We start from the raw sequence: 15,526 nt of genomic DNA, 5'->3' as shown, positions 1-15,526 counted from the left end.
CCCGTAGCACCCGATGGCGGGGCCGGACCGGGCAACCGGCCCGGCCCCTGCCACGGCTCCCGTTCCGGCCACCCAGGCCGGACACCGACGCAAGGAACAGGAGGGGGGACAGGAGATGCGCGTCACCCTGCTCACCGAGGGGACGTATCCGCACCAGCACGGCGGCGTGAGTGTCTGGTGCGACCAGCTCGTTCAAGGCATGCCCGACGTCGACTTCGACGTCATCGCCGTCACCGGTACCGGCCACGAAGCCCTGGCCTGGGAGCTGCCCGCCAACGTGCGGTCCGTCACGACCGCACCGCTGTGGGGACCGGCCTCGGAGGCCGGACCGCCCCGCGGCAAGGAGATGCGGCGCTTCCTCAACGCGTACGAGCGCTTCCTGCACTCCATCCTCGATCCGGTCTACACCACGCACTTCGGCACCGAGCTGTACGGCTTCGCCGACCTCGCCCGGCGCGGCCTGCTCAGCCCGGCGCTGCGCAGCGAACGCGCGCTGCGCACCCTCCAGCACGTCTGGACCCGCGACTACCTGCCCACCGCCGTCTCCCGGCCCACCCTGCACGACGCCCTGAACGCGACCGACCTGCTGGAGCACGCCCTGCGGCCGCTCTCGGTCGAGCCGCCCACCGACGGCGTCGCGCACGCGGCCAGCGGCGGCCTCGCCACCCTGCCCGGGCTGATCGCCGCCCAGCAGTACGGCGTACCGTTCCTGCTCACCGAGCACGGCATCTACCTGCGCGAGCGCTACCTCGGCTACCGCACCGGCCCCTACCGGTGGCCGGTCAAGGCACTGCTGCTCGGCTTCTACCGGATGCTCGCCGAGGAGAGCTACCGGCAGGCGGCGCTGGTCACCCCCGGCAACCGCTACAACCGGCGCTGGGAGGAGCGCGGCGGCACGCCGTCCGCGCACATCCGCACCGTCTACAACGGCGTGGACCCGACGGCCTTCCCGCCGGCCGGACCCGAACCCGAGACGCCGACCCTCAGCTGGGCCGGCCGGGTCGACCCGATCAAGGACCTGGAGACGCTGATCCGGGCCTTCGCCATCGTCCAGCGCGAGATCCCCGAGGCGCGGCTGCGGCTCTTCGGCGGAACTCCCAAGGGCGGCGAGGCCTACCGGGACGGCTGCATAGCCCTGGCCGCCGAGCTCGGCATCGCCGACTCGGTGGCGTTCGAGGGCCGCGTCGCCGACATCACCGACGCGTACGCGGCCGGCAACGTGGTCATGCTCTCCAGCATCAGCGAGGGCTTCCCGTTCACCCTGATCGAGGCGATGTCCTGCGGCCGCGCGACCGTCTCGACCGACGTCGGCGGCGTCCGCGAGGCCGTCGGGGACACCGGCCTGGTCGTCCCGCCGCGCGAGCCCGAGCCGATGGCGGCCGCCGCCATCGAGCTGCTGCGCGACGCCGAGCGGCGCGGCCGGCTCGGCGAGCAGGCCCGGCTGCGGGTCATCGAGCAGTTCACCCTCCGCCAGAACATCGACGGCTTCCGGGGCATCTACACCGAGCTCCTCGGCACCGCCCGCTGGATGCCCAACGGCGTGGTGGCCGTCACCGACGAGGCCCCCGCACCCGACTGGGACGAGCAGCTCGCCGCCGCCCACCCGGAGCCGAGCGAGGTGGGCGCGTGAACGGGCGAACCGTCGACGGGCGCGCCTGCCGCGACGCCGCCGAACTCGCCGAGGTGACGGCATGAGCGGCCCGCTGCGGCTCGTGCCGGACGAGGGCGGCTCCGAGCGGACGATGCAGCTGCGCACCCTGCCGCTGAAGCGCCGCCGCCCGGCCGCGCCCGTCCAGCCCGAACCCGAGGAACAGCTCGACCTCTCCGCGGACCCGCTGGACGAGCTCGCCGAGCGCCTGCGCGACGTCTGCGCCGACGCCGTCCACCCGTACGAGATCGCCGCGTTCCTGGAGTCCGACGGCCTCTCCGACGAACAGGCGGCCCTGCTGTACGGCCGCCCGGACGCCTTCACCGTCGCCGAGGAGCTGTTCGAGAAGGTCCAGCGCCGCTACCCCGGCCCGAGCTCCGAGTTCGCCAACCCGTGGCGGGCCGACCCCTGGCGCTGCGTGGTGCGCGGCCTGGTGTTCGCCCTGCCCGGGCTCGGCTACCTGCTCGGCGCCAACCTGTTCGCGGCCGACCGGATGCGCTTCGGCCTGCCCTCGGGCATGCTCGCGCTCTCCGTCGCGACGCTGGTCAGCTGGGGCTTCAACCAGGCGCTGGCGCACCGGTCGTACCGCTGGCTGGGCCGGCTCCGGCGCCGGGAGGCCGCGGTCTGCCTGGCCGTCGGCGCACCGCTGGGGGCGCTGCTGGCCTCGGCGGCCGCGTACGTGGTCGGCGGCCCGCTGGGGGCGCTCTGCTTCGCCGCCGGGCAGTCCCTCTACCTGGGCGCGGCCACCGTGCTGCTGGTGCTCGGGCGGGAGAAGTTCCTGCTGCTGGCACTGGCACCGGCCTCGGTCGGTGCGGGCGTGGTGCTCGCCGTGGACGTCCCGCAGCTCGTCCGGACGGTCGTGCTGCTCGCCTCGCTGGTGCTCGCCGTCGGGCTGGCCGCGCGGGAGCTGCTGTTCTGCGTCCGCCGCGGCGAGAAGGAGGACGTCGAGCTGCGGCTGCCGGTCCGCCAGGAGGTCCCGCACCTGCTGTTCGGCCTGGCCTGCGGTGCGCTCACCCTGATCGCCGGCCTCGGCGGGACCATCCACCTGGCGGTGGAGACCGGGGCCGCGCACGGCGCGAGCGCCACCCCGACCGGGCCGGCCATGATCGCGCTGACGCTCAGCCTCGGGCTCGCCGAGTGGCTGCTCTTCCGCTACCGGGCGATGGCCGTGGCCGCACTGCGCACCAGCCACACCTCCGGGCAGTTCACCCGCCGGACCGGCGGGATCCTGCTCGGCTGCCTCTTCATCTACCTCACCACCGTGGCCGCGCTGGACGCCGCCGCGACCGTGCTGTGGCCCGGCGCCCCCGCGCTCGGCGTCCCGCAGCTCGGCGCGATGCTGCTCCTCGGCGGCTCGCTCTGGCTGGCGCTGCTGCTGAACGCCTTCGGCTTCAGCTGGAGCACCGCCCTCATCTGTCTGGCCGCCGCGGGTGCCGAGAGCGCCGGGCTGCTGGCCGGGGCGGACCCGATCGTCCTGCAGCTGATCGGCTGCGGGACGGCCGCCGTCCTCCTCACCGCAATCGCCGGGCCCGCGCTCGGCCGCACCACCCAGCACCGCTGAACACCTGAACACGCGCACGCACCCGCGTGCACCGCTGAACAGCTTCACCGGAACAGCTGAACACCACCGGCCGGTCACCACGAGAGCCCGGCCTCCCCAAAGATCGAGAAAGCGAATTACGCATGAGCAGCGTCGCGGTCACCGGAGCCGAGGGATTCATCGGTTCCCACCTCGTCGAAACCCTGGTCGCCGACGGGCACCAGGTCCGCGCGATGGTCCAGTACAACTCCTTCTCGTCCTTCGGCTGGCTGGAGACCCTGTCCGAGGAGGTGCTGGACTCGGTCGAGATCGTCCTCGGCGACGTCCGGGACCCGGGCTCGGTCAACGGCCTGGTCAAGGGCACCGAGGCGGTCTACCACCTGGCCGCCCTCATCGCGATCCCGTACTCCTACCGGGCCCCGCACTCGTACGTCGACACCAACGTCACCGGCACCCTGAACGTGCTGGAGGCGGTGCGCCACCTCGAGATCCCGCGCATGGTGCACACCTCGACCAGCGAGACCTACGGCACCGCGCAGACCGTGCCGATCACCGAGGACCACCCGATCAACACCCAGTCCCCGTACGCCGCCTCCAAGGCCGGCGGGGACCGGCTGGCCGACAGCTACCACGCCAGCTTCGAGACCCCGGTCGTCACCCTGCGCCCGTTCAACACCTTCGGCCCGCGCCAGTCGATGCGCGCCGTCATCCCGACCGTGATCGCCCAGGTCGCCGCCGGCGAGACCGAGATCACCCTCGGCGACCTGCGCCCGACCCGTGACTTCACCTTCGTCAAGGACACCGCGAACGCCTTCCGCACGGTCGGCACCGCGCCCGCCGAGACGGTGGTCGGCCGGACCTTCAACGCCGGCACCGGCGGCGAGATCTCGGTCGGCGACCTGGTCACCCTGGTCGGCAAGCTGATGGGCGTCGACCTGGTGGTGAAGGAGGACGAGCAGCGCATCCGCCCGGCCAACTCCGAGGTCATGCGCCTGGTCGCGGACGCCACCCGGCTGCGCGGGGCCACCGGCTGGGCCCCGCAGTTCAGCCTGGAGCAGGGTCTGGAGCAGACCATCGAGTTCTTCCGCGACCCGTCCAACCTGGCCCGCTACAAGACCGACATCTACAACGTCTGACCGTCGTAACGATCTTGCCCGACCTGGTTCCAAGGTTCGTGTCCTGCACATCCTTTCCGTGGGGGAAAATCCATGCATGCAGTGATCCTGGCCGGCGGTAAGGGCGTCCGACTCCGCCCGTACACCACCGCGCTCCCCAAGCCGCTCGTCCCGATCGGCGACCAGCACGCGATCCTCGAGATCGTGATGCGCCAGCTCGCCGCCGCGGGCTTCAAGACCGTCACCCTGGCCATCGGCCACCTCGGCCACATCATCCGCGCCTACGTCGGCAACGGGTCCCAGTGGGGCCTGCGCGTCGGCTACGCCGTCGAGGACAGCCCGCTCGGCACCATGGGCCCGCTGCTCACCATGCAGGACCGCCTGCCCGAGCACTTCCTGGTGATGAACGGCGACATCCTGACCGACCTGGACTTCGCCGGGGTGCTCCGCCACCACGAGGAGTCCGGTGCGCCGCTGACCATCGCCACCTACGCCCGACAGGTGAAGATCGACTTCGGTGTGCTGACCACCGAGTCCGGCAGCATCACCGGCTTCCAGGAGAAGCCGAGCATCGACTACCGCGTGTCGATGGGCGTCTACGGCGTCTCCCGCTCGGCGCTCGCCAAGTACACCCCCGGCCTTCCGCTGGGCTTCGACGAGCTGGTGCTGGACCTGCTGGGCGCCGGGACCCCGCCGTCCGCCTACGAGTTCGGCGGCTACTGGCTCGACATCGGCCGCCCGGACGACTACGACCGGGCCAACGCCGAGTTCTCGTCCATCCGCCCGGTGCTGATGCCCTTCGAGTCGGCCGAGAAGGTCCCGGCCGTGGCCGAGCTGCCGCTCCCGGCCGCGCGCACCACCCCGGACGACCAGGCCGAGGAGCCCGCCACCGCGGGCGCCCAGAGTGACGGACGGGCCGCGTGAGGATCCTGCTTCTCGGCGGCGACGGCTTCCTGGGCCGTCACGCCACCGCCGTCCTGCGGTCACTGCCCGGTGCCACCGTGCTGACCGCGGGCCGGCGGCCCGCCCACGACCTGCGGCTCGACCTGGCCACCGCGCAGGCCGGACCGCTCGGCGAGGAACTGGCCGAGCTGGCCCCCGACGTGGTGGTCAACTTCGCCGGTGCCGTGGCCGGCAGCGCGGTCAAGCTCGCCGAGGTGAACGCTCGCGGCCCGGCCGTGCTCTGCGAGGCGATGCAGCTCGGCACCCCGAAGGCCCGGCTGGTGCACATCGGCTCGGCCGGGGAGTACGGCGTCTGCGCCGAGGGCAGCTCGCTGTCCGAGGACGCCGACGCCCGCCCGGTCGGCGTGTACGGCGCGACCAAGCTGGCCGGCTCCCTCGCGGTGGCCGGTTCGGCACTGGACGCGGTGGTCCTGCGGGTGTTCAACCCGGTCGGCCCGGGTGCCCCGGCGGGCTCGCTGCCCGGCCGGCTGGCCGCCGAACTGCACCGGGTGGCGCCCGAGGGCGCCGACGGCGTGATCACCGTCGGAGACCTCTCCGCCTACCGCGACTTCGTCGACGCCCGGGACATCGCCCGCGCGGTCGGCCTGGCCGCCGCCGCGGAGGGGCCGCTCCCCCGGGTGCTCAACCTGGCCTCCGGACGGGCCCGACAGGTGCGGGCGATCGCGGACGGGCTGGTCGCCGCGGCCGGCTTCACCGGCCGGATCGACGAGACCGGGGCGGGTTCGGAGCGTTCGGCCGCGGTCTCCTGGCAGCAGGCCGACGTCTCGGCCGCCGCCCGGGAGCTCGGCTGGCAGCCGGAGACGGACCTCGCCGACACCCTGCGCGATCTGTGGCTCGACACCGTCGGGTCCGCGACCGCCCCGGTGGTCTCATGACCACCGGGCCCACCCCCGACGGCCGCCTGCTGGTGCCGCTGTACGTCCACCCCGCGGTGGACCCGGCGGCCTGGCGGGCGGTCGCCGCCGCCGACCCCGGCCGGATCAGCGCCGTGGTGCTCAACCTGGCCGACGGGCCGGGCGAGACCCCGGACGGCGTCTTCGCCGAGGCCGCCGAGGAGCTCCGCTCGGCCGGCCTGCCGCTGGTCGGCTACACCGACACCGACTACGGCCGGCGGCCGCACGCCGCGGTGGTGGCCGACATCCTGACGTACCGCCAGCGCCACGGCATCACCGGCGTCTACTTCGACCAGGTGTCCACCCAGCCCGGCGCGCTGACGCACTACCGCCGGCTGGCCACCGCCGCCCGGGCGGCCGGCTGCGGGACGGTGATCTTCGGCCACGGCGAACACCCGGACCCGGGCTACGCCGAGGTCGGGCTGGCCGACCTGCTGGTCACCTTCGAGGGCAACTGGGACGCCTACCGCGAGATGACCCTCCCGCTCTGGACGGGCCGCCACGCGGCGTCCCGTTTCTGCCACCTGGTGTACGACGTCCCGGCCGAGCACGCCGAGGACGCCACCGCGCTGATCGCCGCCCGCCGGGCGGGCGTCGGCTGCGCCGTCCCCGGCGCCGGGGAGAACCCCTGGTGCACCCTGCCCTACGGTCTTACCGCAGCGGAACTGACCTGACCCGATCCGGAGTTCGACTACCGTGAACCGCCGTACCCGGCTCCTGCCGGCCGCCATCATCGCCACCGCCCTGCTGGCGACCTCGTGCAGCAGCTCAGGCTCGGACGACGACAACAGCTCCTCGGCCGACGACTCCCCCAGCACTCCGCCCGCGGCCACCGCGCCGGCCACCCCCGGCGACAGCACCGCCCCGAGCACCCCGCCGGACACCGGAACGCCGTCCGCCACCCCCGGCACGCCGAGCACCCCCGGCACCCCGGGCCCGACCGGTGCACCCCCCACGCACGGCGCGACCACCCCGCCGGGCGCCACCACCGCCCCGGGCACCCCCGGCGGCAGCACCGCCCCGGCGCCGTCCGGCGCCCGCTGGCAGCCCACCCCCGGCCTCGCCTGGCAGTGGCAGCTCGGCGGCGGCACCGTCGACCAGTCGGTGGACGTCCCGGTCTACGACATCGACGGCTTCGAGAACGACGCCTCGGTCGTGGCCGCGCTGCACGCCAAGGGCCGCAAGGTGATCTGCTACATCAACGCCGGCTCCTGGGAGGACTTCCGCCCCGACGCCTCGGCCTTCACCAAGGCCCTGCAAGGCTCGGACACCGGCTGGAAGGGCGAGAAGTGGTTCGACATCCGCAAGCTCGACCAGCTCAAGCCGCTGATGGCCGCCCGCTTCGACATGTGCCGGAGCAAGGGGTTCGACGCCATCGAGCCGGACACCATCGAGGCCTACAACCAGAACAGCGGCTTCCCGCTGACCGCTGACGACCAGATCCGCTACAACCGCATGCTGGCCCAGCTCGCGCACGAGCGCGGCCTGGCCATCGGCCTGAAGAACGACCTCGACCAGATCCCGGCCCTGCTGCCGGACTTCGACTTCGCGGTCAACGAGGAGTGCTCGCAGTTCGACGAGTGCGACCGGATCTCGCCGTTCATCAAGGCGGGCAAGGCGGTGTTCCACGTCGAGTACAAGCTCGACGCGGGCCAGTTCTGCGCCAAGACCAAGTCGCTCGGCTTCAGTTCGATGCAGAAGAAGCTCGACCTGAGTGTCTGGCGCAAGCCCTGCTGAACCGCCAGCGCACGGCGGCTTCCGTCGCGCGGGTGACCCCCGTCAGGGTCACCCGCGCGAGGATCACTTGACCGCCAGCCAGACGACGGCGCCCAGAACCACCAGGGCGACGACGGCGATCAGCGCGATCGTGCCGGTGCGGCCACCGCCACCGCTGCTGCGGCCGTAGGTGGAGACGGTGCCCGGGGCCTGCGGGGCCGGGGTCTCGTCGACGAACGCCCGGAACATCTGGGTGCTGCCGGCGGGGTCGTAGTCGTTGTCAGCCATGGCACGGACTCTAACGAATCCGCCCGCCCGGGGGACAGTCCGGACCCCTCCCGCGCGCACCGCACCGCCCCGGCGTGCGGGTCCGCGCCGGCCGCGCGACGCCGCCGCGGCGGGCCCGCGACGGCCGCCCGGCGCACGGAATGCCGCACGGCGCGATCCGGTTGACTGCGACCATGACCGGAAACCACAGCGACGCCACGGCCCGGGTCCGGCTCGGCGCCTCCGACCTGTCCGTCTTCCCGCTCTCCCTCGGCGGCAACGTCTTCGGCTGGACGGCCGACCAGCAGCAGTCCTTCGCGGTGCTGGACGCCTACGCGGCGGCCGGCGGCAACTTCGTCGACACCGCCGACGTCTACTCGGCCTGGGTCCCCGGCAACACCGGCGGCGAGTCCGAGACGATCATCGGCGCCTGGCTGCGCAGCCGCGGCAACCGCGACGAGGTGGTGATCGCCACCAAGGTGGGCCTGCACCCCGGTGCGCGCGGCCTGGGCGCGGCCAACATCAAGGCCTCCGCGGAGGGTTCGCTGCGCCGCCTGGGCGTGGAGCGGATCGACCTCTACTACACCCACCAGGACGACGACACCCCGGTCGAGGAGTTCGTCACCGCGCTGGACGAGCTGGTCCGCGAGGGGAAGGTCCGCGCGGTCGCCGCCTCCAACATCGGCGCCGAGCGGCTGGCCGAGTCGCTGGCCTTCGCCGAGCGCGAGGGGCTGGCCGGGTACGTCGCCGTCCAGCCGCACTACAACCTGGTCTCGCGCGGCACCTTCGAGGGCCCGCTGGCCGAGGTCGTCGCCCGGCACGGCCTGGCCACCGTCCCCTACTACGCGCTCGCCTCCGGCTTCCTCACCGGCAAGTACCGCCTCGGCGGCACCGGCGTGGACAGCGCCCGGGCCGAGGGAGCCGCCCGCTACCTGGACGACCCGCGCGGTCCGAAGGTCCTGGAGGCCCTCGACGCCGTCGCCGGGGAGCACGGCGTCGAGCTCGCGACCGTCGCCCTGGCCTGGCTCGCCGCCCGTCCGACCGTCGCCGCCCCGATCGCCAGCGCCCGCACCGTCGAGCAGCTCCCGCCGCTGCTGGCCGCCGCCTCGCTCCGACTGACCCCGGAACAGACGGCCAGGCTGGACGCCGCCTCCGCCTGAGCCAGCTCCCGCGGGCCGTGGGCGCCGGGCCCTGCGGTCGCGCCCGCGGCCCGCGGCACGAGCGGCCGTCGGCCGCTGCTGGGGAGCGGCCGCGGGTTCGGGGTGGCCGCTGGTTCGGGGCGGGTCGGGGTTCGACGGAACCCCGGAGCACGCAGCGGGCCCCGGCGGGATCGCTCCCGCCAGGGCCCACGGCTGCTGCCCGCCGGCTACGGCCGCCCGAAGTGGGTCGGGTAGTAGCCCGGGTCGAGGGCGGCGATCCGGACGGTGCGGCCCGGCCTGGGCGCCTCCACGAAGGTGCCGCCGCCCAGGTAGATCCCCACGTGGTGGATCCCCGAGGCCCGGCCGGTGTCCGACCAGAACACCAGGTCACCGCGGCGCAGCTGGCCCGCACTGATCGGCGTGGTGGCCGCGTACTGGTCGTCGGCCACCCGCGGGAGGCTGATCCCGCTGCGGCGGAAGGCCTGCTGGACCAGGCCGGAGCAGTCGAAGCCGGACGGCCCGTCACCGCCCCACACGTACGGCTTTCCCAGCTGGGCGAGCGCGTAGTCGACGGCCGCCGCCACACTGCCGGAGCCCTGTTCGTCGTCCGTCGAGGACGCGGCCGCGGGCCGGGAGGGCGCCTCACCGTCGTCGGACCGGCCGGTGCGGCTGAGGTAGACGTCGTAGTGGCTGGTCCACCGCCACTCGCCGGCACCGTTCCTGAACCAGTACTTCGAGCCGTCCCAGCCCTGGCGGATCCCGGAGGACGCGGCCGGGACCTTGGACGCCGTGGCCGTCTTGCCGGCGGAGCCACCGGTCCCGGCGGTACCGGCGGTACCGGCGGACCCCCCGGACCGGCCGGTGCGGCTGAGGTAGACGTCGTAGTGGCCGGTCCACCGCCACTCGCCGCTGCTGTTCCTGAACCAGTACTTCGACCCGTCCCAGCCCTGCTTGCCGGGGGCCGCGTGTGCGGCGCCGGCACCGGCCGTCAGGCCGACGACTCCTGCGCCCGCCAGCACGGTGGTGGCCAGGCAGGTGGTCCGGACGGCCCGGTGTATTCGGCTGCCGCCGCCCGCCGTCGCGGTCCGGGCGGTACGCGGCCGCGCCGCGCAGTTCGGGCAGCCGCAACCGGCGATCGCGGGGATGCTTCCGGTGCTCTCCTCGAAGCCGATCAGGCCGCGGTCCGGCTCGGCGTCGAGGTCGGCCGCGGGCCCGGCGTCGAGGCCGGACTCGACGTCGAAGTCGAAGGCGAAGGCGGCGTCGAAGTCGAGGCCGGGATCGGGATCGGCGTAGGCGCCGGTGGCTATCCTCATGCGGGTCGTCCTTCCTTCCGCCCGGCCCGGGCGGCCGGGGGCGGTACCGAGGCGGCCACTCCGGCCGGGGCGACGAAGGCGACCAGCAGTTGCTCCATCAGGGCGCTGCGGGCGGCCTCGTCCAGTTCGTGCGCGGTGGCGCGCTCCAGGCGACGGACGGCGAGCGCCGCGGCCTCCACCGCGTCGTCCACCAGCACCGTCCGCAGGCCCGCGTCCAGGTCGGCCAGCCGGCGCCGGCGCATCGACTCGGCGACCTCGGGCGCGTAGTCGAGCGCCAGCGGCTGCGCCGAGTAGACCTCCAGGCCCGCCGGAGCGACCTCGGCGGCCAGCGCCCTGGTGAGCTCGTCGGCGAACCACTGCCCGTCCCGCAGCGCCGGCCCGGGCGCCGCGTTGCTGTCGCAGGGCAGGAGGGACGCGGTGCGGGTGAGCACCGCCTGGACCTGCTCGCGCAGGTAGCCCTCGTGGTCGTCGATCGCCAGCAGCGCCCGCGCGGTGTCCTTGACCCGCCAGACGACCAGCAGCCGGACGACGATCGGGGTCCCGGTGCGGTCGACCACCTTGGCCGGTTCGCTGCGCCAGTGCCGCAGCCGCACGTCCACCCGGCGGCGGCGCAGCAGCGGGTTGACCCAGACCAGGCCGGTGCGGCGGACGGTGCCCCGGTAACGGCCCCAGCGGGTCAGCACCCGGGTCTCACCGCCGGCGTTGGCCAGCAGTCCGGCGAGCGTGAGCACCGTCAGCAGACCGGCGGCGCCGACCGCGGCGACCGACGCGGGGTCGGCCTCGGCCCGGCCGCTCGCCCGTACGGCGGTGCTGCGCAGGTCGGGCAGCACGTCCCAGTGCGGGATGACGCCGGCGCGCAGCAGCACCAGCACCACGCCGATCGTGCCGACCAGCATCACCAGCAGGGCGAACCAGCCCGGCAGGGCGGTGGCGGGGGTCTCGCGCAGCGCCTGGTCGGCCCGCGGGGGGCGCCGGGAGGTGGCGGCCGCGGGGGCGCCGGCCGGGGTGACCTCCGGGAGCTCGACGGTCTCCGGGCCGGCCGATTCCAGCGGGTCGCGCAGGTCGGCGGGGTGGCCGACGGCCGGGCCGGGGACGACGGCCAGCGGGGTGGTCGCCGGACCGCCGTCGGCCGGGCCCGCCGTCCCGGCCGCCCGGGTGGCGCCGGAGGGCCTGGCGGCCGTGGCTCTGACGAGCGCGCTGGAGCCGGAGGCGGAACGTTCCGGCAGGGCCGGGGGGAGCGCCTCGGGCGGGGTGTCGGGTCGCTGCGAAGAATCGCGGGTGACGTCCATGCACGGATCCTCGGGGTCGGTGTGTCGCGCAACGGGCGGCCCGGATCTGACGGGCAGTGCCAGGGCCAGGCTAAGTTCATACGTCATCAAATGCGACATTTAAGGTGAGGTGTGTCGACATTTGCTGACGTATCGTCCGAAGCCGACCTGACGCGCAGGCACATGAACGGATGGTCGGGATGGTCAGGAGCATCGACGCAGGTCAGCGCCGGTCAGTGGGACGGTGGACGGATCAGCGTCTGCGGGCACCGGGGCCCCGGGCGAACACCCGGCGGGTGATCAGCCCGATGCCGGTGAGCACCAGCAGGCCCCCGGCGAGCCCACCCCGCCAGCCGCTCGACGCCGACCGCTCGGCCGCCGCCTGCGAGGCCTCGGCGGCGGACCCGACGGGCTCCGCGCTCGGCGGCGCCGGCAGCGGGCGGCCACCGGCGCGGACGGAGGCGTCCCGTTCGGCCATCGGGGTCGGGAGCACCGCAGGGGTCGTGCTCGGGGTCGCAGCCGCGGTAGCCGTCGAGAGCGGTACCGGAGGCGAGGACGGGGGCTGGGTCGGGGTCGGGCTCGGGGGCTGAACGGCGCTCGGGGTGGCAACGGTGTTCGGGGTGGCAACGGCGCTCCTGGCCGGGACAGCAGCAGGAGTCGGGACGGCGCTCGGGGTGGGGGCGGCGCCCGGCCTCGGCGGGCCGGAGGCGGACGGCCGGGCGGCGGCAGCGGTCGGCGCAGCCGCCGCGGCGGAGGCCGAGGGGCTCGCGGAGGCCACCGGGCCCGTGGGCACCGGCACGGCCGGCACGGCCACCGCCGGCTGCGGCGGCACCACCGCGGCCGGCGGGACGAGGATCGGCAGCAGCCCGGCCGGCAGCGGCGCGATCACCTCCGGCACCGTCACCACCGGTCCGGGCCCGGAGGGAGCAGAGGACACCTCCGGAGCGGCCGGGGCCGCGGAGGGGTTCGGCACCGTCGGACTCCCCGAGGGAGCCGGCGGCACCACCCCGGCAGGGCTCGGCACCGCCACCGCACTCGCCGGGGCCGGGACGGACGCGACGGGGCTCGGCACCGCCGGAGTCGCCACGGTCGGGCTCGACGGCGCCGGGCTGGGCACCGCCGGGCTCGGTGCCAGCGGGCTGGGTGCCACCGAAGCAGAAGCCGCCGCAGACGCCGCCGGGCTCGACGCCGCCGAAGGCGCCACGGCCGGGCTCGACGCCGCCGACCCGGACGCCGACGAACCGGGTGTCACCGGCGCCGACGCCACCGGACTCGGCGCCAGCGGCGCGGCCGCGACGCGGACCCGCACCGGCTCCGCCGCCGCACCGTTCCCCGCGAGGTCGGTCGCCGTGACGACCAGCCACTGCTCCCCGTCCGTCAGATCCCGGTTGGCCGTGCAGGTCCAGCTGCCGTCGAGGGCCGCCGTCGCGCCGCACAGCACCGTCCGCTCGTCGGACGCCACGCCCCCGGCCCGTGCGGTGACCAGCACGTTCACCCGGGGTTCGGCCCGCCCGGCGAGCTTCGGCCGGCTGACCCGCACGGTCTCCCCGGCGGCCGGCGAGGTGAGCACCGGCCGGTCCGGCGGGACGGTGTCGACGACCAGGGCGACCGCCCGCCCGACCGTCCGGTTCCCGGCGGCGTCGACCGCCACAGGGGTGAGCAGGTGGCGTCCGTCCGCCAGGTTCTCGACCGGCAGGCAGGACCACTGGCCGTCCGCCCGCACCGCGCTGCTGCACAGCTCGGCGCGCTGGTCGGCGACCGAGACGGTGCTGCCCGCCTCGCCGGTGCCGGTGAGCTGGAGCCCGGGGTCGTTGGTGAACTCCGGGAGGGTGAGCGAGGGCGCGGCGGGCGGCGCCGTCTTCACGGTGACCCGGACGGCCTCGCCGCGCAGCACCACGCCGCCGCTGGTGGTCTCGACCGGGGTGAGGGTGTGCGGCCCGGCGGCGAGCGCGGTGCCGGGGCGGCAGGACCAGTCGCCGCCGCGTTCGACCCTGGCCCGGCAGAGGGCCGCGTCGCCGTCCCGGATCTCGACGGTGGCGCCGGCGACCGCGCCCTCGCCGCGGATCTGCGGGCGGGCGTCGGCGAGGGCGGTGCCGTCGACGGGCTCGGCGATCTCCGGGCGGGCGGCGCCGACGGTGAGCCTGATCCGCTGGTCGGAGACCTGCCCGGAGTCGGCGAAGCCCCCTGAGGGCACGAGCTGGCTGGCCTCGCGGGCGATCCGCAGCCGGGCCCAGGTGTCGCCGGAGGCGGCGCCGGAGGGCACCGTCCACTCCAGGGTCGCGGTGTCGGCGCCAGCCGGGACCTCGGTCTGCACCCGCTCGGCGGGATCGAAGCGGCCGTTGCGGTCGAAGTCGATCCAGCCGGCCAGGGTCGCGGGCTGGTCGTCCACCGCCACCGGGACGGTGACCCGGTAGTAGTGGCCGATCGCGGCGTCGGTCGGGAAGCTGATCGACGGGTCGGCGCCCTGGTACTCGCCGCGGCCGGGCTGGAGCTTGGGCGGCAGCGGGCTGGCGAAGACGCTGCGCCGGGCCGCCCCGTGGTCGAGCTCCACCAGCGGCTCGTCGCCCGCCCCGGCCGGGGCGGGGGCGACGGGGCGGGCCCGCCGGGTGGGGTTGGCGGCGTCGGCCCCGAGGAACAGGTCGGAGACCACGTGGGAGGCGTTGCCGTAGCCCTGCGGGGCGGTGCCGAGGTCCTCGTCGACGGTGACGGTGTACGCCTGGCGCAGGACGGGCGGGGCGGTGGTGCTGCCGCCCCGGGCGGTGGAGCGCTGTTCGACCCGGAGGAGGGCGGTGCGGAAGGTGCCGGCCAGTTCGAGGCTGCCTTCGGCCGCGGAGCCGCCGCTGCCGTCGGACCCGCCGTCGGCGGCGGGGGCGAGCGTGTTGGCGTCGACCGTCCAGCCGGGCCAGTCGGTGCGGTTGACCAGGGCGGGGGCGGCGGGCGAGCCGCCGGTGAGGGTCAGCCGGGCCGCGGTGCTGGTGGTGCCGTTCTTCCCGGTGGCGACGGCGGCCAGCCCGCTGAGGTGCAGCCGGGGGTTGCGGACCGGTCGGGAGAACGTCAGCTGCAGCGTCCCGACGGTGCGCCAGGAACCGTCCGTCTGCGGGCGGTCCTCCGCGACGGCGAAGGTCTGGGCGGGGTCGCCCGGGCGCGTTCCGTCCGCGTACAGTCCGGCCGCCCGCCCCCCTCCGGCGCGCTCGCCGAGCTCGCCCGGTTCGGCGGTCGCCGAGACGCCCGGCGAGGCTGTGAAGTCGAGCTGGACGGAGAGCCCCGAGGGGAGCAGCGCCCGGTGCTCCCCGGACCAGGCGTCAGGAGACTGCTGGGCCACCGAGTACGGGGCGTTCCAGCCGGTCAGCAGTCCGGCCGCGAGGAGGGCCAGGGAGGTGGCCGTGCGGGGGAACTGTCGGCTCATCCGGCTCTCCTTCGCGATCGGCTGCCGGGGTGCCGGGCAGTCTGGGCACAAGATCCGACAAAACGGAATCACGACCCCAGACCAGTCATACTGCGACACCTGCGCTTTTGGCCCCATCCCACCCGATTGGAGGTCATCCGAGCGGCAGGACGGGATGTACCCGAAACAGCCCCATTTCATCCACTGGACGGCGGCACGGAACGACCCGGGCGGTCCCGCCGGAAGCAGCCGGGGAGGGCCCGGCGCGCGTCGGGCGCC

At 75.0% G+C, this 15,526-nt stretch carries 11 protein-coding genes and 1 pseudogene; 8 read left to right on the top strand and 4 right to left on the bottom strand.

What is annotated here, in order from left to right:
• Positions 1-115 precede the first annotated feature (115 nt).
• From pelF to ACIRS1_RS08855, 7 genes and pseudogenes are all read left to right on the top strand, one after another.
• A complete protein-coding gene (gene pelF, locus ACIRS1_RS08885; RefSeq protein ID WP_360205679.1) occupies positions 116-1,630 on the top strand; it encodes a GT4 family glycosyltransferase PelF in 1,515 nt (504 codons plus the stop codon).
• A 61-nt stretch (positions 1,631-1,691) separates the two neighbouring features.
• Positions 1,692-3,209, top strand: a complete 1,518-nt coding sequence (locus ACIRS1_RS08880; protein WP_360205682.1) for a hypothetical protein — start codon at positions 1,692-1,694, stop codon at positions 3,207-3,209.
• Positions 3,210-3,331: 122 nt separating this feature from the next.
• On the top strand, positions 3,332-4,324 hold the full coding sequence (locus ACIRS1_RS08875) for an SDR family NAD(P)-dependent oxidoreductase (protein ID WP_402838023.1): 993 nt from the start codon (positions 3,332-3,334) through the stop codon (positions 4,322-4,324).
• 72 nt (positions 4,325-4,396) lie between these two features.
• Positions 4,397-5,098: pseudogene (locus tag ACIRS1_RS08870) on the top strand (NDP-sugar synthase); the annotation flags it as partial.
• Positions 5,099-5,223: 125 nt separating this feature from the next.
• The gene (locus ACIRS1_RS08865; RefSeq protein ID WP_402838021.1) at positions 5,224-6,141 is read left to right on the top strand and encodes an NAD-dependent epimerase/dehydratase family protein; all 918 of its coding nucleotides are present in this window, start codon (positions 5,224-5,226) and stop codon (positions 6,139-6,141) included.
• A complete protein-coding gene (locus tag ACIRS1_RS08860; protein WP_402838019.1) occupies positions 6,138-6,833 on the top strand; it encodes a spherulation-specific family 4 protein in 696 nt (231 codons plus the stop codon). Before ACIRS1_RS08865 ends, ACIRS1_RS08860 begins: the two co-directional genes overlap by 4 nt.
• Before the next feature lie 22 nt (positions 6,834-6,855).
• Positions 6,856-7,896, top strand: coding sequence for an endo alpha-1,4 polygalactosaminidase (locus ACIRS1_RS08855; RefSeq protein ID WP_402838017.1), 1,041 nt, complete (start codon positions 6,856-6,858; stop codon positions 7,894-7,896).
• Positions 7,897-7,959: 63 nt separating this feature from the next.
• Here ACIRS1_RS08855 and ACIRS1_RS08850 read toward each other — a convergent pair whose 3' ends face one another.
• Entirely contained in the window at positions 7,960-8,163 is a 204-nt protein-coding gene (locus ACIRS1_RS08850; RefSeq protein WP_360205696.1) for a hypothetical protein, read from the bottom strand.
• Positions 8,164-8,336: 173 nt separating this feature from the next.
• Between ACIRS1_RS08850 and ACIRS1_RS08845 the strand changes: the two genes are divergently transcribed.
• Positions 8,337-9,302, top strand: a complete 966-nt coding sequence (locus ACIRS1_RS08845) for an aldo/keto reductase (RefSeq protein ID WP_402838015.1) — start codon at positions 8,337-8,339, stop codon at positions 9,300-9,302.
• Positions 9,303-9,508: 206 nt separating this feature from the next.
• Here ACIRS1_RS08845 and ACIRS1_RS08840 read toward each other — a convergent pair whose 3' ends face one another.
• The 3 genes from ACIRS1_RS08840 to ACIRS1_RS08830 form a co-directional block, all read right to left on the bottom strand.
• Positions 9,509-10,594, bottom strand: coding sequence for a C40 family peptidase (locus tag ACIRS1_RS08840; RefSeq protein WP_402838013.1), 1,086 nt, complete (start codon positions 10,592-10,594; stop codon positions 9,509-9,511).
• Positions 10,591-11,883 (bottom strand): SPFH domain-containing protein, encoded by a 1,293-nt coding sequence (locus ACIRS1_RS08835; protein ID WP_402838011.1) that lies wholly within the window; start codon positions 11,881-11,883, stop codon positions 10,591-10,593. Before ACIRS1_RS08835 ends, ACIRS1_RS08840 begins: the two co-directional genes overlap by 4 nt.
• A gap of 232 nt (positions 11,884-12,115) precedes the next feature.
• Positions 12,116-15,268 carry an Ig-like domain-containing protein gene (locus ACIRS1_RS08830; RefSeq protein WP_402838009.1) on the bottom strand — a complete coding sequence of 1,051 codons (3,153 nt, stop codon included), beginning with the start codon at positions 15,266-15,268 and terminating at the stop codon, positions 12,116-12,118.
• Positions 15,269-15,526 lie beyond the last annotated feature (258 nt).

Source organism: Kitasatospora sp. NPDC101176 (assembly GCF_044768035.1).
Taxonomy (GTDB): domain Bacteria; phylum Actinomycetota; class Actinomycetes; order Streptomycetales; family Streptomycetaceae; genus Kitasatospora.
The sequence above is the reverse complement of the archived record's forward strand: the minus strand, read 5'-3'. Positions and strand labels throughout refer to the sequence as shown.